Origin of the sequence: Aeromonas hydrophila subsp. hydrophila ATCC 7966 (assembly GCF_000014805.1) — a bacterium.
Lineage (GTDB): Bacteria > Pseudomonadota > Gammaproteobacteria > Enterobacterales > Aeromonadaceae > Aeromonas > Aeromonas hydrophila.
In genome coordinates this window covers 3891772-3910615 of the sequence record NC_008570.1, presented here as the reverse complement: position 1 = coordinate 3910615, position 18844 = coordinate 3891772, and the positions used below count along the sequence as shown (strand labels likewise).

Below are 18844 nucleotides of genomic sequence, written 5' to 3'. Positions count from 1 at the left end.
ACAATGACAATCAGCCCGGCCATTGGCCGGGCTGATTGTCATCCGGTTGGCTGATGAGCCGAGTCAGCGGGCAGTGCTCAGCAGATTGGCAAGGGCCTGGGGCAGCGCCGGGTAGGTGAAATGGAAGCCGGCCTGCTGCAGACGGGTCGGCAGCACCTTCTGGCCGGTGAGCAGCAGATCGGCCGCTTCGCCCATCAGCAACTGCAGCAGGGGGGCCGGCACGAAGAAGAGGTGCGGCCGGTGCAGGGTGCCTGCCAGGGTCTGGCTGAATTCGCGGTTGCTGACCGGCTGCGGCGCCGTGCCGTTGAACAGGCCGTCACACTCGTCGTGTTCCAGCAGAAACAGGATGGCGCGCACCAGATCCTGGATGTGGATCCAGCTCATGATCTGGTGCCCCGTGCCCATGGGGCCACCGAGACCGACGCGATAGGGAGGCAACATTTTGGGCAGGGCGCCGCCGTCGGTGCCGAGCACCAGCCCGATGCGCACGATGCAGACCCGGGTATGCTTGCTGCGGGCTTCGCGGGCCAGGGTTTCCCACTGCTGACAGAGCTGATGGGTGAATTCGTCGTGAGGGGTCTGGCACTGCTCGTCCAGCGGCTCATCGCCCTGACGGCCATACCAGCCGATGGCGGAGGCGTTGATAAGCACCCTGGGCGGCGTATCGGAGAGCTTGACCAGGTCGACCAGCTGTTCGGTCAGCAGCCAGCGGCTGTCACACAGCAACTGCTTGCGCCGCTCGCTCCAGCGGCCGTTGGCGATGGGCTCCCCCGCCAGGTTGATGACCGCGTCCACGTCGTTGAGGTTGTCGAGCCGATCCAGGCTGTCGAGCAGCTTGACGTCGTGGCCGAGCAGATCATAGGCGCGGCTGCCCTGACGGGTCAGCACCAGCACCTCGTGGGCCACCTTGAGATGGGCCACCAGACGGCGACCGATGAAGCCTGTCCCTCCCGTGATCAATATTTTCATATGCAGACTCCCTGACGCTGTTGGCTCTACTCTAGTGGGCCGGCACCAGATGAACAAGCAGCTGTTTTTGCAAAGATTATAATCGTCACAGCAGGCATCTGGCGCATCGCGCCAGGGGGCGTGCAGCGAGCACTGCGCACATGTGAAGGGATGGCTGCGACTGCCGCTGTCGCCCCGCTGCAGACGCGATATAGTGTTGGTCAGAGCGCCCCGCTCTGCCGTCAGAGTTGTCAGAAAGGGTTGTCAGAGAAGGGGATAGGAGTAGACTCGTCCGCTTTTTCACCGTTGCCGCGAGGGTGGGTATGCCGTTTCGTCGTTTGAGGTTGCGCCAGTTTTATACCAGGCTGGGGGCGGCGTTGCTGGCCGGCCTGCTCCCCTTGCTGCTCGGGGTATTGATCGTCTCCTGGCAGACCTTTGCCGGCATGAAGCAGGATGCCGAAGAGCGCCTGCTCCATGCCAGGGAGATGCTGGAGCGTACCCTGGATCACGCCCATCAGGCGGCGGCCATGGTGCAGGGCAGCGTGGGGCGCCCCTGCGAGGAGGTGGTGCAGGGGCTGCGGGATCAGGTGGCGACCGTGCCGGACGTGCGCACCGTCAACCTGGCCAAAGGGGAAGTGGTCTACTGCTCCTCGCTCTACGGCCCCTATCAGGGCCCCTTCAAGCTGGCCGATTATGCCAATGGCCAGCTGGATCTGATGCGGGGCAATCCGGTGACGCCGGGGCGGCCTCTGGTGGTCTATCGCCAACCGGTGGGGGAGTACAGCGTGCTGGTCGGCATCGATGGCTACTACCTGCACAACATCCTCGACATGCTCAGCCGCAACTCGCCGCTGACCCTGGTGATCGGGGCGCAGAGCATGCTGGCCGATGGCCAGATCCACGACGAGGTGCCGCCCGTGGCGCTGGGATCGCTGGAGCAGACCTCTGGCAAGTATCCGTTTCGGGTGGTCACCGATCTTTCCCACGACGAGTACGGCAGCCATATCTGGAACTACTCTCGGGCCAGTCTCATCATCTATCCATTGCTGGGTCTGCTGGCGGGCTGCCTGGTCTACTGGCTGGCCGGCCGTTCTACCTCGCCCTCCCAGGAGCTGCGGCGGGCGCTGGATCAACGGGAGTTCATCCCCTACTTGCAACCCGTGGTGACCGGTGACGACGCCCACTGGAGCGGCTGCGAGGTGCTGATGCGCTGGCAGCATCCGCGCCAGGGCCTCATCTCGCCGGACCGCTTCATTCCGCTGGCCGAAGACAGCGGCCTCATCGTGCCCATGACCCGGCTGCTGATGGAGCAGGTGCGCGAGCAGTTCGCAGGCCGAGTGCACAGCCTGCCCAGAGGGTTCCACTTCGGCTTCAACATCAGCGCCAGCCACTGCAAGGACATGAGCCTGCTGGAGGATTGCCGCGACTTCATCAACGCGTTTCGGGAGAACCCCATCAAGCTGGTGCTGGAGCTGACCGAGCGGGAGCTGATCGTGGCGGACGAGACGACCGACCGCTTGTTTGCCGAGCTGCATCAGCTGGGGGTCTTCATCGCCATCGACGACTTCGGTACCGGCCACTCCAGCCTCACCTATCTGCAGCAGTTCCAGGTGGATTTTCTCAAGATCGACCAGAGCTTCGTCGGCATGATCGGCTCCGATGCCCTCTCCAGCCACATCGTCGAGAACGTCATCGATCTGGCGACCCGGCTCGGTCTGCTGCTGGTTGCCGAAGGGGTGGAGAACGAGGTGCAGGCCGCTTATCTGCGGGCGCGTCAGGTGAACTTCCTGCAGGGCTATCTGTATGGCAGGCCGATGCCGATGAAGGAGTTTGCCGGCCTGCTGGCGCAGGGCTGAGCCAACTTGCGCGCATAAAAAAACCAGCGACCGAGGTCGCTGGTTTTTTTCGCCCCGAGGCTGGTCAGAGCATGCGGGCGAGGGCACGGCACAGACGCTTGACCCCCTCCTCGATGGTGGCCTCATCCACGCAGGAGAAGCTCAGGCGCAGGGTGTTCTGGATCTCGGGGCGTACGTAGAAGGGGGCGCCCGGTACGAAGGCCACCTTCTCCTTGATCGCCTCGTCAAACAGCGCCATGGCACTGACACTGGCGGGCAGGGTCAGCCAGAGGAACATGCCACCCTCGGGTCGGGTGTAGCTGACGCCGGGCGGGCAGTGACGGGCCAGGGCAGCCTCCATGGCGGCACGCTGGCGGCCATAGACCTCCTTGATCTTCTCCAGATGGGCATCCAGCGAGTTGTCGATCAGGAAGCGATGCAGCACCTGCTGGCTGAAGGCGTTGCTGTGCAGGTCGGTGGCCTGCTTGGCGATGGTGACCTTCTTGCGCAGCCAGTCCGGCACCAGCATCCAGCCGAGGCGGAAGGCCGGGACGACGGTCTTGGAGAAGGAGCCGAGCAGCACGGTATTGTTCGGCGCCAGCTTGGCGATGGGGGGCAGGTGTTCGCCCTCGAAGCGCAGCTCGCCGTAGGGGTCGTCTTCCACCATCAACAGCTCGTGGCTGACCAGTCGCTCGGCCAGCGCCTCGCGGTTGGCACGGCTGTAGGAGACGCCGCTCGGGTTCTGGAAGTTGGGCACGCCGTACAGCAGCTTGGCGTTGGAGCCGCTCGCCAGCAGCGCATCCAGCGCCGCCAGATCCAGCCCCTCTTCACCCAGGGTGATGGGCTTGAAGGTAGGTTGATAGACGGAGAAGGCCTGGATGGCGCCAAGATAGCCCGGCTCCTCTATGATGAGATCCTGTCCCTCGTCGATCAGCACCTTGCCCAGCAGATCCAGCGCTTGCTGGGAGCCGCTGGTGATGAGGATGTTGTCCGGATTGACCTGCATGCCGTGGCGGGCCAGATAGCGGTCGGCGATGTACTGGCGCAGCGGGGCGAAGCCCTCGGTGGCGGCATACTGCAGGGCTGCGGCGCCCTGTTCGCGCAGCACGTCCTGGCAGGCCTGGTCGATGGCTTTGACCGGGAACAGGTGCGGATTGGGCAGACCGCCGGCGAAGGAGATGATCTCCGGATTGGCGGCGACCTTGAGGATCTCGCGGATGAAGGAAGGCTCTACCTTCTCGAAGCGCTGGGCAAAAAACGGCTGCATAGGATTCTCTCTGGCATGGTGAGCGGTCGCTCCATTCGACCGCCAAGTTATCCGTTTGTATCAGATTTAAAAAATGAGGCAATGGCTGTAACAAAAATCGATAAAAAAGGGCAGGTTTGGCACCTGCCCGAATTTTATCGGTCGGGGACGGCCATGAGGCGCAAAAGCCCCGGCGTGACCCGTTACAGTCCCGGCTCCTTGAGGAAGCGGATCATCAGCTCGGTGTTGGCACCGAGCTGCTGTTGCACCCGGCCCGGGAACAGTTCGGCCATCTTGTCGAGGCGGTCATACTGGGTATGCCAGATCTTGCCCCACTGGGTTTCGCTGTCCCGATCGCAGGCGCTCTTGGTGGCATCGTCGTAGCAGTCCCACAGCGCCGGATTGGTGGTCTGGGAGTAGCCGTCGTAGCCATCTGCCCCGTTGATGGTGAAGTTGGTGGCCTCCACGTAGGCGATGGGCACCCCGAGGCAGGCGAACGGCGCATGATCGGACCAGCTGCCGGTCTCCCCTTCCGGGTAGCCGCTGTAGCTAGGGTGGATGGCAAACGGGGTGGCGGTCTGCTTGGAGATGGCCAGCAGGCGATCCCGTACCTTGGGATCGAAGCTGTAGCGGCTCGGATCGGCGCAGTTGTACTCGGCCACGTCGGAGTGGGCCGAGTGGACGTAGACGATGTCGCCCCCGGCGATGGTGTCGTAGTTCACCATGGCCAGCAGCTTGGCGACGGCGGTGCTGTCGAGGCTGGCGGCATAGGCTTTGGAGCCGTTGAGGCCGTTCTCCTCGGCGCCGAAGAAGGCGAAGCGCACCGTGTAGGGCAGGGTCTGCCCCTTGAGCGCTTCGGCCACCGCCAGCAGGGCGGCGACGCCGGCACCGTTGTCGGTGGCTCCCTCGGAACCCTTCTTGTCGCCGGTGCTGTCATAGTGGGCACCGATCAGGATCACCTTGTCGCTGCTGCCCTTGAGCTCGGCGACCAGGTTCTGGGAGGTCTTGCTGGCCCCGCTCTTGGTGTAGGTGAAGGGCTGGTTCTGCACCTCGTAGCCCCAGCCGGCCAGATGGTCCTGGATCCAGGCGGCGGCGCGGGTCTCGGCCTCGCCGCCGGTGGGTCTGGCGCCGATCCCCTCGGCGGTCGAACTCAGCTGCACCAGGTATTCATAGGCCTGCTCGGCGGCGGAGGGGGCCTGTGAATCGTTGCTGGAAGTGTTGCACCCGGCCAGCAGGGCTGTGATGGCAAACGCCAATGCGGTGTGTTTCATACTGCAATCCTTTGTTGTGTATGGTTTTATTTGCGCAGGTCAGCATGCACCCGGCGCCTGGCAGATTCTGTGAAGGGGGTGGCATTTGTCAATCGCAGTGGCGGAATTGGTCAGTGGCGGGGGATTTGTTGCGCGAAACACTTGCGCCCTGAGCCTATCTTGGGATAATTCGCTACCCTGTTTCGCCGAGCGATGAAATGACGAACAATTTCGCGCCTCGTCGGCGAGGTGGAACGATGAAACAACGAGCAATTCATCTCGGTCGTCTGTGACCAGCACGACGAGATAACGAGCAATCCATTTATGTGGTCTGTGACCCAGACCGATGCAATAACGAGCAATTTGATTATGCCAGTGACCCAAGATGTGTTTAACGAAGACGGCAAGTTCATGCGCAAGATCCGCAGCTTTGTCCGTCGCGAAGGCCGCCTGACCAAAGGGCAGGAGAAGGCCCTGGAAGAGCTCTGGCCGGTCATGGGTATCGATTTCGCACCGGAGCCGCTCGATCTGGTTGCCCTGTTTGGCCGCGAGGCCCCGGTGGTGCTGGAAATCGGCTTCGGCATGGGCGCCTCCCTGGTGGAGATGGCCAAGAATGCCCCCGAGAAGAACTTCATCGGCATCGAAGTGCACTCGCCGGGTGTCGGTGCCTGCCTCGGTACCGCCCAGGAGGCGGGAGTCACCAACCTGCGTGTCATCTGCCACGACGCGGTCGAGGTGCTGGAGCACATGATCCCGAACGGCTCGCTGGCCTGCCTGCAGCTGTTCTTCCCGGATCCCTGGCACAAGAGCCGTCACCACAAGCGCCGCATCGTGCAGCCGGCCTTTGTCCAGGACATTCGCCAGAAGCTGGCTATCGGTGGCGTGTTCCACATGGCCACCGATTGGGAAAACTACGCCGAGCACATGCTGGAAGTGATGAGTGCCGCCGAGGGGTATGAGAACACCTCCGCCACCGGCAACTGGGTGCCGCGTCCCGACTGGCGCCCGCTGACCAAATTCGAACAACGTGGCCACCGTCTCGGCCACGGGGTGTGGGATCTGATTTTCAAACGTGTCAACTAACTGAAGGAGCTATCATGGCCAATCGTAGCCGCCGCCTGCGCAAGAAACTGCGCGTCGATGAATTCCAGGAAATGGGCTTCGACATCAGTTTCAACTTCCCGGTCGGTACCGCCGAAGAGACCATCGATGCGGTAGTCGACGCGATGATCGATGAAGTGATCGAACCCCGCAAGCTGGCCTTCGCCGGCTCCGGCCACCTGGCCTGGGAAGGGATGATCTGCACCCAGCAGCTGGGCAAATGCAGCGAAGAAGACCGCGCCGCCGTCAAAGCCTGGCTGGAAGGCAAGGGGATGGAAGCCGTGGTGGTCACCGAGCTGTTCGACCTCTGGTACGGTGAACCGGCCTGATGACAGGCTGGCTGTGGCAGGCGCCCCGGTGTCGACAGCCTGCGACAGCAGATAGACAAGTCCCGCCGCTGGCGGGATTTTTGTCGGTGGTGATGGGATCGCCACGTTAGTTATGGAATCGCTTATGGTGTTGTCATCCGAATTACTGACCAGCATCCTGGATGAGGTGCGCCCGCTGCTCGGACAGGGCAAGGTGGCCGACTACATTCCGGCGCTGGCCCAGGTGCCGGCCGATCGGCTCGGGATCGCCGTCTGTACCGTGGAAGGGGAGCTGTTCACCGCCGGTGACGCCAGCGAGCCCTTCTCCATCCAGAGTATCTCCAAGGCCCTCAGCCTGACGCTGGCGCTCACCCTCTATCAGGAGGAGGAGATCTGGGCCCGGGTCGGCAAGGAGCCCTCCGGCCAGCCCTTCAACTCCCTGGTGCAGCTGGAATTCGAGCAGGGCATTCCCCGCAACCCCTTCATCAATGCCGGTGCCCTGGTGGTGAGCGATCTGCTGGAGACCCGCCTCACCGCGCCGCGCCAGCGTACCCTGGAGCTGGTGCGCCGCCTCTCGGGCAACCCGGCCATCATGGCGGATCAAGTGGTGGCCCGCTCCGAATATCAGCACTCTGCCCGCAACGCGGCCATCGCCTATCTGATGAAGGCGTATGGCAATTTCGAGAACGAAGTGGACAAGGTGCTGCAGAGCTACTTCAATGCCTGTGCGATCCGCATGAGTTGCGTCGATCTGGCGCGGGCATTCATCTATCTGGCCAATCGCGGGGTGCCGCTGGGCGCGACGACCCCCTTGCTGCCGGCCCGCACCACCAAACAGGTCAACGCCCTGCTCGCCACCTGCGGCCTCTATGACGAGGCGGGGGATTTTGCCTATCGGGTCGGCATGCCGGGCAAATCCGGGGTCGGTGGCGGCATCATCGCCCTGATCCCGGGGGAATTGTGTGTCTGTGTCTGGTCGCCCGAGCTCAACAAGGCGGGCAACTCGCTGGCGGGCACGGCGGCGCTGGAACTGCTGGCCGAGCGTCTGGGCCGCTCCATTTTTTAACCTTGTCACTCTGAATCGAGAGATCACCATGAAACGAATAATGAGCTTGTTACGGGCCACCCTGGCAACCTTGCTGCTCTGGCATGCCCTGCCGACCCTGGCTGCCGAACTGCCACCGCTTTCGCTGGCGGATGCCAACGCCAAGCAGGCGGTCATTCTGGATACCCGCGCCAGTTACTTCTATCAGGGCTGGCCGATGGAGGGCGAGCAGCAGGGCGGCCACGTGGTCGGCGCCGAGAACCTCTCCGCCGAATGGAAGTACAGCGATGAGGAGTGGCCGGCGGCACTGGCGACCAAGGGGCTGAAGGCCGATCGGCCGGTGGCGCTCTACGGTGCCCCGCGCGAGGTGGCCGAAGTGGCCCGCCTGCTGCGCCAGCAGGGCATCAAGCAGCTGTTCGAACTGCAGGGCTGGAAAACCGCGCCGCGCGAGCATCTGGCCCGCTGGCAGCAGCTGGTCTACCCGCGCTGGCTGGCCGACCTGCAGGAGGGCAAGCCGGTGGTGGCTGCGCCCAAGGGCGACTGGAAGCTGTTCGAGGTGGCGTGGGGTTCACCCAAGGCCTATCTGCTGAGCCACATTCCGGGGGCCGGCTACATCGACACCAACCGGCTGGAAGAGGAGCCGCTGTGGAACAAGGTCTCTGACGAGGCGCTCAAGGCGCTGCTGCTGGAGAACGGCATCCGCCACGACACCACCGTCATCCTCTACGGCCGCAACACCATGGCGGCGGCCCGTGCGGCCCACCTGATGATGTATGCCGGCGTGCAGGACGTGCGGCTGCTGGACGGCGGTCTGGATGCCTGGTTCGTGCAGCATCTGCGCACCGAGACCGGGCTGGCCAACAAGTTCACTCCGGCCAAGGAGTTCGGCGTCGCCATTCCGGTCCATCCTGAGTACTACACCACCCTGAGCCAGGCCAAGGAACTGCTCAAGCAGCCCGACGGCGCCCTGGTCAGCGTGCGCACCTGGGACGAGTTCGTCGGCAACACCTCCGGCTACAGCTATATCAAGCCGAAGGGCGACATTCCCGGCGCCAAGTGGGGTCGTGGTGGTGTCGATGCCAACAGCATGAGCGACTTCCACAACCCGGACGGCACCATGAAGCCGGCCCGCGAGATCCTCGCCATGTGGGACGAGTGGAATATCGAGCCGACCCAGCAGGCTGCCTTCTACTGCGGCACCGGCTGGCGCGCCTCCGAGGCGTTCTTCTACGCCTGGCTGATGGACTGGAAGCGGATCAGCGTCTACGACGGTGGCTGGTACGAGTGGAGCGCCGATCCCAAGAACCCCATCGTGACCGGCGAGCGCAAGCCCGCCAAGTAACGGATACAGATCGCAAAACAGGCCGGCCCCATGTCCGGCCTTTTTGTACCCGCTCGGGCCTGCGCCAGCCGGACACTACACTTTGCGAGTGACAATCAGGTCGATGCAAGGAGTGACTGATGAGACGGATATGGCTAGGCCTGCTGGTGGCAGGCGTGCTCGGACAGGGGGCGATGGCCGCCGAGCGGGATCGCTATTTGGTGCAGCTGAAACCGGGGGCGGAGGCTGCTGTGCTGGCCCAGAGCAAGGGAATGGGGGGCGAGCTGGCCCTGTCGCTGCCTGAGCAGCATGCGCTGGCGCTCTGGTTGCCGGCGGCGGCGGCCACGGCGCTGGCGCACAATCCCAACGTGCTCTGGGTGGAGCCGGACGCCAAACGCTATGCCAGCGCCGAGACCCTGCCCTACGGCATTCCCATGGTGCAGGCGCCGCAGCTCAGTGACGCGGCGGCGGGAGAAGTGCTGGTGTGCATCATTGACTCAGGCTACAGCGGCGGCCACCCGGACCTGCCCCACGGGGCCCAGGTGCAGGGCAGCAACGATGCTGGCACCGGCAGCTGGAGCAGCGACGAGAACGGCCATGGCACCCACGTGGCAGGCACCATCGCCGCCGTGGGCGGCAACGATCAGGGGGTCGTCGGGGTGTTGCCGAACCAGAGCGTGCCGCTGCAGATCGTCAAGGTGTTCGGGGCCAACGGCTGGGCCTACTCCTCCAACCTGGTGGGGGCGCTCAATGCCTGCAAGCAGGGGATGAGCAACCGGGGATTCACCCACATGGTCATCAACATGAGTCTGGGGGGCAGCGTGCCCAGCAAGACCGAGGAGCAGGCGTTCAATCAGGCCTATGGCCAGAACGTGTTGAGCGTGGCGGCGGCGGGCAACGCGGGCAACACCAGCAAGTCCTATCCCGCCTCCTACGGCAGCGTGGTGAGCGTGGCCGCCATCGATGCCAACAAGCAGCTGGCCTACTTCTCCCAGCGCAACGATCAGGTGGAGCTGGCGGCCCCCGGTGTCTCCGTGCTCTCCACCGTGCCGACCGGCTACGCCTACTACAGCGGCACCTCGATGGCGACGCCGCACGTGGTCGGGGTGGCGGCGCTGGTCTGGTCACAGCGGCTGGAGTGCAGCAACGATCAGCTGCGCCAGACCCTGCGCAGCAGCGCCCAGGATCTGGGGGCGTTGGGGCGTGACAACAGCTATGGCTATGGCCTGGTGCAGGCGAAGGCGGCGGCAGACCGAATGGCGCTCGGCTGTGGGCCGGGAACCGGTGGCAGTGGCAAGCCGGGTGGGCGCAAGTAGCTGATTGTTGACGTTGATCCCGTTGCAGCAATGGCGGCAAACGGGCTCATCTGGTTGAACTAGGCTTCAGACACCACCCTCGTGGTGAGGGTGAAGCGGGAGGCAAAACAGGCGATGAAGCAACTGATGATGATCCTGGTGTGTGCCCTGGCACTGGTGGCGTGCAGCTCTCAGTACATCATGAGCACCAAGGATGGCAAGATGATCACCACCGACAGCAAACCCAAGCTGGACGAGAGCACCGGCATGTACCGCTATTACGATACCGAAGGGCGGGAGGTGATGATCAAGAAGGATGACGTCACCCAGATCATGGAGCGTTGAGGCCCTCCTCAAGCAACAAGGGCTGCCCGTGGGCAGCCCTTGTCATTTTCAGCCCTCACACCGTCTGGGGCACCTGGCGGTTCACCTGACCCACGAACAGCTGGTGGAAGCGGGAGTGGGAGTTGGCCAGCAGGCTCACCGGCGAGCCCTGCTCCACCACGGTGCCGGCCTCCATCACCACCACCCGGTCCACCGACAGCAGCGGCTCCAGATGGTGGGCGATCACCAGATAGCTGGCCTCGGGCCGGTAGCGATAGAGCAGCTCCGCCATCTTGCGCATGCCGATGTGATCGAGATCCGAGGTGGCCTCGTCCAGCACGATGAGCGGGCGGCGCGACAGCAGGATGCGGGCGATCACCAGCAGCTGGGTCTCACCGGCGGATAACTGCAGCTTGTCGAGCTCCTCGTCCAGCCGGCCGGCACAGCGCTCGGCCAGCCCCACCCGGGCCAGCGCCTGCTCCAATGCCGCGTCGTCGTGCTTGGTCAGGGGAGCCAGATTGGCACGCAGGGTACCGAAGAAGGTGAGCGGGATCTGGGAGACAGTGTCGTAGAGATCGCGCACCGCCTCCGGTGCCAGCCGGGACAGCGGCTGTTCACCGTAGTAGATCTCCCCCTGGGAGGCGGGATACATGGCTTGCAGCACCCCCAGCAGCGAGCTCTTGCCGGCGCCGGTGCGGCCGCACACGCCAACCTTCTCGCCGGGGGCCAGCTCGAAGTTGACCTTGTGCAGTGCCCACTGACTGGCCTGCGGATAGCGCAGCCCCAGGTTGTCGAAGCGCACCGCAGGGTGAGGGGTGGCGAGGGCCTCCCCCTCCTGGCGCTCGCTCTCTATTTCGCTGTATTCGCGCACCCGCTCCACCGCGTTCATCACCTGCTCCACCTCGGCGAAGGTGCGGATGAGGGAGTTGAGCATGGCCGAAGCGGTAAAGGCGTAGGTGATGGCCACGGCCCCCAGCAGCGAGCTGTTGCCAAAGGCCACCATCAGCGCCACGGCGCCCACCAGGGCGGCGGAGAGCAGGGTCTGGTGCATGCCGAGCCAGCGGTTGATGGAGGTGGTGGTGTACCAGCTGCGCAGGTTGTTGTCATAGTGCAGCAGCACCTGATCCAGCGCGAAGCGCTCGGCCCCGGCCAAGCGCAGGGCGGGGGCGCCGCGGATGGTTTCGCTGATGCTGATGTAGAGCGGCGAGCGCAGCACCGACGCCTGTCGCCGCAGCTTGAGCTGCACCGCCCGGTAGCGGCGCTGCAGCACGTAGAGGGCCCAGCCTACCAGGGGGGCGATGAGCAGCAATAGCGGCATGTTGACGCCGATCACCACCACCTGCAGTACCACCGACACCAGCATGCCGAACAGCCCCATCAGCATCGACAGCAGGATCTCCTGGGCTTCCCCCAGATCCCGATCGAAGCGGTTGAGGATGCGCCCCTGCGGCACCTTGTCGAAGAAGGCCATGGGGGCGCGGCTGATGCGTCCCAGCATGCCGTCAAACAGGGTCCAGGCCAGCTTGAGGCCGAGTTTGTAGTTGATGACCCGCACCACCATGATGCAGGTGAGAGAGCCCGCCCCCAGCAGCACATAGATGCCGAGCAGCTCGCTCACCCCGGTCACCCCGGCCTTGCCGCCGAGCCAGAGATCCGAGGCGATGCGCAGCCCCTCCTGGCCCAGGGTGAGCAGCAGGGCGAGCAGGATGGCGCCGGGGGCGGCCAGACGCTGCCACATGAAGCCGAACAGCCCCCAGTCCACCTTGCCCTCCACCATCTTCTCCTCGCTGAACTGCTCCGCCTCCTGAGGCGGCACCGGCGGGGTGGGGCGGGGATGCTGGATGAGATCCGCCAGCTGGTGGGCATCGAGTTCCACCAGTCGGCCCTGCTCGATGCGGATCACCCGATCGCAGTGGGCCAGCACATCCGGATCGTGGCTCACCAGCAGCCGGGTCGGCCCCGGCTTGAAGGCGAGCCCCTGCTCCAGCACCTGGGCCGAGACGATGGGATCGAGCGCCGAGAGCGGGTTGTCCAGCAGCAGGATGTCGGCCTGGGCGTAAAGGGCGCGGGCCAGCGCGACCCGCTGTTGCTGGCCGCCGGAGAGGCGGGTGCCGAGCTCCCCCACCAGGGTCTGGTCGCCGTGGCTGAGCAGGGTGAGGTCGGCGCCCAGCGCACAGGCTCCCAGCACCCAGCGATAGCGCTCGCCATGCCAGGGCTGACCGAACAGGATGTTGTTGCGGATGGTGTCGTTCATCAGCCAGGGCTTGTGGCCCAGATGGGCGACCCGGCCGTGGCGACGGATGCTGCCCTCGAAGCCGTTGTCGAAACCGGCGATGAGGTGCAGCAGGCAGCTCTTGCCCGCCCCGGTGGCACCGGTGATCCCCACCAGTTCCCCCGGCTCGATGTGCAGACTGATCCCCTCTAGCACCGGCTTTTGCTGGTGCAGGGCGGTGACGTTGTCGAGCCGCAGGCCCCCCACCGGCAAGCTGGGATCGGTGAGATCCCGGTGCTGCTCGGGGCTGTTGAGGAACTCGCACAGCCGGTTGAAGCCGGTGTTGAAGTTGATCAGGGTGCGGATGAGGTAGGGCAGCCGCATCATGGGGATGCGCAGCACGGTGAACAGGGCGATGGTGGTGAACACCTGGGGCAGGGTGAGCTCTCTGCCCGAGACCAGATAGGTGGTGAAGGTGGCCAGGGTCACCAGCAGCGGGGTGCTCAGCATCAGGCTCTCGTTGATGGCATCGAGCCTGAGCACCCGCCCCAGCACCCCCAGCTCCTGCTGGCGCTTGTGGCCGGCGGCCCGGGTGAAGAAGGCGCCGAGCCCGTTCTGGCGCACCAGCCGCAGCTTCTTGATGTACTCCGCCAGGATGCCGTTGCGCTCGTCCTGTTGACGCTTGAGCTGCTGCTCCTGCTGGTTCATGCGCCTTACCACCCGGGTGGAGATGAGCAGCAGCAGGGTGAGCACGGCGAAGCCCACCAGGCCGGCGCTGCCCACCTGCCACACCAGCAGGGCGATGGTGCCGAGCAGTTGCAGCAGCATGGTGAGCGGCATGGCGGGGTCCGCAAGAATCCAGGTGATGTCCCACACGTCCCGGTTGATGAGGTTCTGCACCCGGCCACCGGCCCGGTCGTCGAAGCTCTTGCCACCCAGCTTCATCACCTTGGCGAGCAGGGACTCGGCCAGCAGGCGGCGGATGGGTACGTGCATCTTGAGTGCCAGCTGCAGCGAGTGCTCCGCCAGCATGCCGGAGGCGAGCACCGAGGCAAACAGGGCGAACGCCAGCAGCAATTTCTGCTCGGTGGGGGCGCCGGCACCGAGCTGGGTCATGCTGTGGTTGAGCAGCCAGGGGCTGGCCAGGGTGGCCAGCATGCCGAGCATCTGCAGCAGGGTGAGCAGGCCAATGCGCCCGCGGTAATGGCGCCAGATGAAGGCGGTGATGGGCCAGGGGCGCACCGGCTGGGCGGCGGTGAGGGCGAGGAAGGCGTCGGCGCGGCCATCGCGCCTGTCTTCCGGCAGCAGGGGATAGAGATCGTCGAGGTTGACCTGGGGCTCGCTCAGCCCCTTGCGCTGCAGCGGGCCGGTCCAGTGATAGAAGAGGCGGCTCAGCCAGCCGGCCGAGATTTCCGGATGATCCAATGGGTGTCCTTATTATTTTGTGCTGCTTCCAGAGGGGCGGGGCGACTCATGGGTCGCCCTCGATATTGTCGTCTTGCTGCGGGCGCGCGCCCGGCGGGATCAGCGATCCCGATTCATGCGGATGAGCCGGTCCAGGATCTGCTCACCATCGACCCGCAGGCCGTTGTGTTCGTATTCGTTGGTGATCCAGGCGCGGCTGTTGCCAAGCCCCTTGAGGGTGTCGCGGCAGTAGTCGAACTCCACGTACATGTCCTCGGCATAGACGGCGCAGGCCACCGGCACGGTGTTGCGGGCCAGCTGCGCCGGGTCGTAGAGGGGGCCCCAGTCCGCTTTCTTGGCCAGCAGGTGGGCGGCTTCCTTCAGCGGGATGAGCTCGCGGAACTGCTCGAACATCCAGGGGAAGATCATCTCGCCGGTGAAGGCGAAATCCTTGCCCGGCGCCCAGGCCAGGGCCGGGTATTCGCTTCTCACCCGCTCGGCCGCCCAGTTGCTGGCGCTCCCTTCGCAATAGATGGACTCGTGCAGGATGGCGAACACCGGGTTGGTGTTGAACGGCTGCATCACCTGCAGCTGATAGAGGAAGGCGGGGTTGAGCCGCTCGCCGATGAAGGCGTCCTCCAGCAGGTAGTAGAGCTCCTCGAAGGCGCCGCTGGCACCCAGATCCAGCCCCTGCTGCTGCAACTGCTCCACCGTCAGACGCTGGCCGTTGGGCAGGCGCACCTCATGGCTGTGCAGGTGGTTGGCCAGCCGGTTGGCGATGGCCTGGGCGTGGGGAAAACGGGCGAAGAAGGCGCGGTTCTTGTCCGCCACCCGCCGGTAGGTGGCGCGGTAGACCTCGTCGGCACGGCGACCGATGGGGGCCACCCCGCCGGTGAGGTAGACCTCGTGCAGGCTGTCCGGGAACAGGGAGAGGTAGGTGAGGCTGCAAAAACCGCCGAAGCTCTGGCCGAGCAGGCTCCAGGGGCGCCCCGGGCTCAGCACTTCGCGAATGTACTCGGCGTCGCGCACTATGCTGTCGGCGCGAAAGTGGCCGAGGTACTCCGCCTGCTGTGGGGCGGTGAGCTGGGCCAGCGCCTCGGCGCTGATGGGGCTGGAGTGGCCGGTGCCGCGCTGATCGAGCAGCAGCACCCGAAACTCTTGCAGGGCACGCTTGATCCAGCCGCTGTCGGCGGTCGGACGCGGCGCACCAAAGCCGGGCCCGCCCTGCAGGAACAGCAGCCAGGGCAGATCGTCGTGCAGCCGGTCTTGGCGACAGAGGGTGCGGCCGAACAGGGTGAGGGTCTCCTCGTCATCCGGTCGCAGGTGGTCGAGGGGCACGGTGAAGAAGCGGGGCTCGCAATGGATGCCATCCAGCACGTAACGCAACGGGCTGCTCATCTGGGGTCTCCCTGAGGGTAGGAAAATCGTCGGCCTCATCATAGCCCCGGCGTGGGAACGGGTCACGCCGGTTTTCCAAATTGTTAACATTGTCACGAAGGGAAAACGGACGGTAGCAGCGTGATGAATTTATTGTCGGCAAGGGAGTTGACGGCGCCGGGCGGCTGCACAAAGATGGCTCGCCTGCCGACGGGGCAGGGGTCGTAACAGGACGAGGTGGGCTTGATGAAGCCTAAGTGGATACGATTTCGCAAAAAAGAGAAACGGGTAAACCCGGAAGGTGTGCTGCAGACCGGCTTGCTGCTGTTCAGTGCCACCTGCGGAGCGACCCTGCTGCTGGCAACCTGCAACGGCAGCTGACCGAAATGAAAAAAGCCCGCTCGATGAGCGGGCTTTTCAAATTTGGCTCCTCCTACTGGACTTGAACCAGTGACATACGGATTAACAGTCCGCCGTTCTACCGACTGAACTAAGGAGGAATTGTGGTGCCCAGAGACGGAATCGAACCGCCGACACGGGGATTTTCAATCCCCTGCTCTACCGACTGAGCTATCTGGGCAACGGCGCGCATTAAACCCTTTCTGAACGGATGTGTCAACCGCAGGGCGCAGATAGTCGGACTGTTCGCTCGACAAGTGAGCAATCAGGGTGTTTGTTGGGCGGTTTGGCCCGTTTTCACCTCAGATCACGGGTCGACAGATGAAAAAAGGGGGCCTGAGGCCCCCTGCTCACAACTGTCGTGCTCAGTGGCGGCTGACGATGATCCGCCCGGTGCTCATGTCACGGGCCTGGCCGGTGACGCTGATCTTGAGCCCGTATTCGGGCAGCAGGCGACCGGCATCCGGGATCTCCTTGCTCTGATAGCTGCGGGAATCCTTGAACACCCGGTTCGGGGTGATCCAGAAGTCGCGCAGCAAGGAGCCGCTCGGGTGTTTGAGGTTGAGCGGCTGCTGGAAGCCCAGGCTGAAGGTGGCGTCGTGGATCTGGTAGCGGGTGCCGGCCACGGCGCCATCGCTCCACTTGAGGGTGCGCTGATCCGCATCCACCACCCCGAGGAAACCCTCACCCGGGTGGACACCCACCCAGTTGTTGGCCTGGCTGTTGTCCACGTACCAGAGCAGCATGCCCGGCTCATAGCGCATCAGCTGGTCGGCCACGTTGATGTGGGCCAGTCCCTTGTCTACCCCGGCGTGGTTGCGCCACTCGGCCAGGTAGTAGTGATCCTTGGCCTCGTTGCCGTTGCTCTTCACAAAGCCGGCCAGGGTGAAGGGAGTGCCGCCCTCGGCGCCGTCGCTCAGCAGGGTATCGCCATCGGCGAGGATCTGCAGCTCGTCCACGAACAGCCCGTTTTCGGCCACGCCGCCATCGCTCTGGTATTGCAGAGTGAGGGTGACCTGCTGACCGGCCCAGGGGGTGAGATCGAACTCGGCATCGGTCCAGCCGTTGGAGTTGCCGGTGATGCCGATCCCAAAGCCCACCCCGTTGGGATCGTCGCTGGTGGTCAGGTTGCCCGCGATGGGCTGGCCGTTGACCAGCACCCTGGCGTAGTCGTACCCCTCTTCAATCTGATACCAGGCCTTGAAGCCGAGGCTGGCGCTCTGTTTGCCGCTCAGATCCAGCTTGAGGCTCATGCGGTTGTCGAGGTTGTTGCCCTTGCCGCCATGGTATTGGTACTGGCCGGCGTAGGGCGGGTTGAGCGGGATCTGCTTGGCCGGCAGGTTGATGCGCACCACGTCGTCGTTACGCCCCTTGTCGTTGGCCTGATCCAGCATGTAGACGTTGCCGCGGGGGCTGAGATCGGCGAGCTGCACGTTGCTGCCGTGCAGCCAGTTGCCGCCAAGGGAGGCCTGCAGGAACTCCTTGGCCCAGGCGGAGAACCCGGTTGGCTCGGTGCCGCCGATGACCCCGGCCCAGGAGCCGGAGGACATGATGGACCAGGTTGCCACCGGTTCCCCCTTGCCGGTGTACTTGGTGTCGTACTCGTCCGGCAGCCCCAGATCGTGGCCATATTCGTGGGCACAGACCCCGGCCGCCGCATCGATGGGCTGGATGGTGTAGTCGTAGGCGGCAAACTGGCCGCCGAAGTTCTGGCTCGGGCTGCTGGTGCCGGGGATGGGGTAGGGGGCGCCCAGATTCCAGCGATGGGCCCAGATGGCGTCTTCGCCGAGATCGCCGCCACCGGCCTCCTCGCCGACGCTGGAGTGGAAGATCATCAGGTGGTCGATGAGTCCGTCCGGCTCGTTGCGGTTGCCGTTGCCGTTGAGATCGTAGCGATCCTCCTGGTCAAACTGCGCCAGATCGATGGATGGGTCGTTCGCCACCTGGATCAGCGCCTCCTTCACCAGCTCCCGGATGGTGTTCGGGGTAGCGTTGGCGCCGTAGTAGGCCGCGTTCTTGTCGGCGGTATACCAGCCCGCCACCTGACCACGCACGCTGTAGCTCTGGCCGGACTGCTGCTCGTAGAACTGGCGCATGGAGATGAAGCGCTCGCCGTTCGGGCCGGCATAGCCCTTGGACGAAAACAGCAGATCGTTGTAGTGCGCCGGGGTGTAATCCGGGTAGTACATCTTGGTGAGCTCGGGGCGCACGCTGTTCTTCGGGTAGTCGGGGAAGTCCACCAGGATGGCGAGGATCTTGTCCTTGCGCATCTGGCCCTGGTAGTGCTCCCGCTCGATGGCCTTGAGCAGCAGGGTGGGTACCCGATCACCGGGGCGGGAGGTGCCGTTGAGGCGGATCTTCTTGAGGATGGTCTCGCGCACCTTGCCCTCTTTCACCGCCAGGGTGCCGCTGTTGCCCTGATAGGCCCGCGACTTCTCGCGATAGTAGCTGGCGAGGGCTGCCTGCTCCTGCTCGGGGGAGGCCAGGGTGGGGATGCGGCCGCTTTTTTTAAGCATCTCCAGCACCTTCACCTCGTCGGCCAAGGGGGCATCGAACGGACCGTGGACCGGGGCGGCCATGGCCTGGTTTCCAATCATAAGGGTTGAGCCGACAAGCAGGCTCATTATTGTTTTTTTAGGCATTATCTATGTGCTCCTTCACATGATAAAAAGGGAGCCTGGCTGGCTCCTCTTTCCGTACGGGCAGTGCTCCGCCCGCGTCCCTTGATACACCTCGTTCATGGCCTTTGTCACCGGGGCACTGCTGGTGGATCCTGCTG

Annotated in this window: 14 protein-coding genes and 2 tRNA genes; 8 read left to right on the top strand and 8 right to left on the bottom strand. The window is 64.4% G+C overall.

Going from position 1 to position 18844, the window contains the following annotated elements; genetic code table 11:
• Positions 1–63: 63 nt before the first annotated feature.
• Positions 64–969, bottom strand: a complete 906-nt coding sequence (locus AHA_RS17620) for a TIGR01777 family oxidoreductase (protein ID WP_011707235.1) — start codon at positions 967–969, stop codon at positions 64–66.
• 302 nt (positions 970–1271) lie between these two features.
• Between AHA_RS17620 and AHA_RS17615 the strand changes: the two genes are divergently transcribed.
• A complete protein-coding gene (locus AHA_RS17615) occupies positions 1272–2804 on the top strand; it encodes an EAL domain-containing protein (RefSeq protein WP_011707234.1) in 1533 nt (510 codons plus the stop codon).
• Between the two features lie 64 nt (positions 2805–2868).
• Here AHA_RS17615 and AHA_RS17610 read toward each other — a convergent pair whose 3' ends face one another.
• Positions 2869–4050 (bottom strand): aminotransferase-like domain-containing protein, encoded by a 1182-nt coding sequence (locus AHA_RS17610; RefSeq protein ID WP_011707233.1) that lies wholly within the window; start codon positions 4048–4050, stop codon positions 2869–2871.
• A 182-nt stretch (positions 4051–4232) separates the two neighbouring features.
• Positions 4233–5300, bottom strand: coding sequence for a M28 family metallopeptidase (locus tag AHA_RS17605; protein WP_011707232.1), 1068 nt, complete (start codon positions 5298–5300; stop codon positions 4233–4235).
• 348 nt (positions 5301–5648) lie between these two features.
• Here AHA_RS17605 and trmB point away from each other — a divergent pair, with 348 nt between their 5' ends.
• The 6 genes from trmB (at position 5649) to AHA_RS17575 (ending at position 10694) form a co-directional block, all read left to right on the top strand.
• Entirely contained in the window at positions 5649–6362 is a 714-nt protein-coding gene (gene trmB / locus AHA_RS17600; RefSeq protein WP_164927735.1) for a tRNA (guanosine(46)-N7)-methyltransferase TrmB, read from the top strand.
• A 14-nt stretch (positions 6363–6376) separates the two neighbouring features.
• On the top strand, positions 6377–6709 hold the full coding sequence (locus AHA_RS17595; RefSeq protein ID WP_011707230.1) for a YggL family protein: 333 nt from the start codon (positions 6377–6379) through the stop codon (positions 6707–6709).
• Between the two features lie 124 nt (positions 6710–6833).
• On the top strand, positions 6834–7754 hold the full coding sequence (gene glsB / locus AHA_RS17590) for a glutaminase B (RefSeq protein ID WP_164927734.1): 921 nt from the start codon (positions 6834–6836) through the stop codon (positions 7752–7754).
• Positions 7755–7782: 28 nt separating this feature from the next.
• Positions 7783–9075 carry a sulfurtransferase gene (locus AHA_RS17585; RefSeq protein WP_011707228.1) on the top strand — a complete coding sequence of 431 codons (1293 nt, stop codon included), beginning with the start codon at positions 7783–7785 and terminating at the stop codon, positions 9073–9075.
• Between the two features lie 119 nt (positions 9076–9194).
• Positions 9195–10370: a S8 family peptidase gene (locus AHA_RS17580; RefSeq protein WP_011707227.1), complete on the top strand. Its 1176-nt coding sequence runs from the start codon at positions 9195–9197 to the stop codon at positions 10368–10370.
• A gap of 114 nt (positions 10371–10484) precedes the next feature.
• Positions 10485–10694 (top strand): YgdI/YgdR family lipoprotein, encoded by a 210-nt coding sequence (locus AHA_RS17575; RefSeq protein WP_016351843.1) that lies wholly within the window; start codon positions 10485–10487, stop codon positions 10692–10694.
• 55 nt (positions 10695–10749) lie between these two features.
• On the opposite strand, the gene AHA_RS17570 is transcribed toward AHA_RS17575, so the two are convergent.
• Together AHA_RS17570 and AHA_RS17565 are read right to left on the bottom strand one after the other, a co-directional pair.
• A complete protein-coding gene (locus tag AHA_RS17570; RefSeq protein ID WP_011707225.1) occupies positions 10750–14310 on the bottom strand; it encodes an ATP-binding cassette domain-containing protein in 3561 nt (1186 codons plus the stop codon).
• 99 nt (positions 14311–14409) lie between these two features.
• On the bottom strand, positions 14410–15687 hold the full coding sequence (locus tag AHA_RS17565; RefSeq protein WP_011707224.1) for an alpha/beta hydrolase: 1278 nt from the start codon (positions 15685–15687) through the stop codon (positions 14410–14412).
• A gap of 225 nt (positions 15688–15912) precedes the next feature.
• Here AHA_RS17565 and AHA_RS21980 point away from each other — a divergent pair, with 225 nt between their 5' ends.
• Positions 15913–16047, top strand: coding sequence for a hypothetical protein (locus tag AHA_RS21980; protein WP_011707223.1), 135 nt, complete (start codon positions 15913–15915; stop codon positions 16045–16047).
• 43 nt (positions 16048–16090) lie between these two features.
• Here AHA_RS21980 and AHA_RS17560 read toward each other — a convergent pair.
• The 3 genes from AHA_RS17560 to AHA_RS17550 all read right to left on the bottom strand — a co-directional run bounded on the left by AHA_RS17560 (position 16091) and on the right by AHA_RS17550 (position 18644).
• Positions 16091–16166: transfer RNA gene (locus tag AHA_RS17560), tRNA-Asn, on the bottom strand.
• Positions 16167–16170: 4 nt separating this feature from the next.
• Positions 16171–16246, bottom strand: a tRNA-Phe gene (locus tag AHA_RS17555).
• A gap of 184 nt (positions 16247–16430) precedes the next feature.
• Complete coding sequence (locus AHA_RS17550; RefSeq protein WP_237701919.1) at positions 16431–18644, bottom strand: immune inhibitor A domain-containing protein; 2214 nt, start codon at positions 18642–18644, stop codon at positions 16431–16433.
• Between the last annotated feature and the right edge of the window lie 200 nt (positions 18645–18844).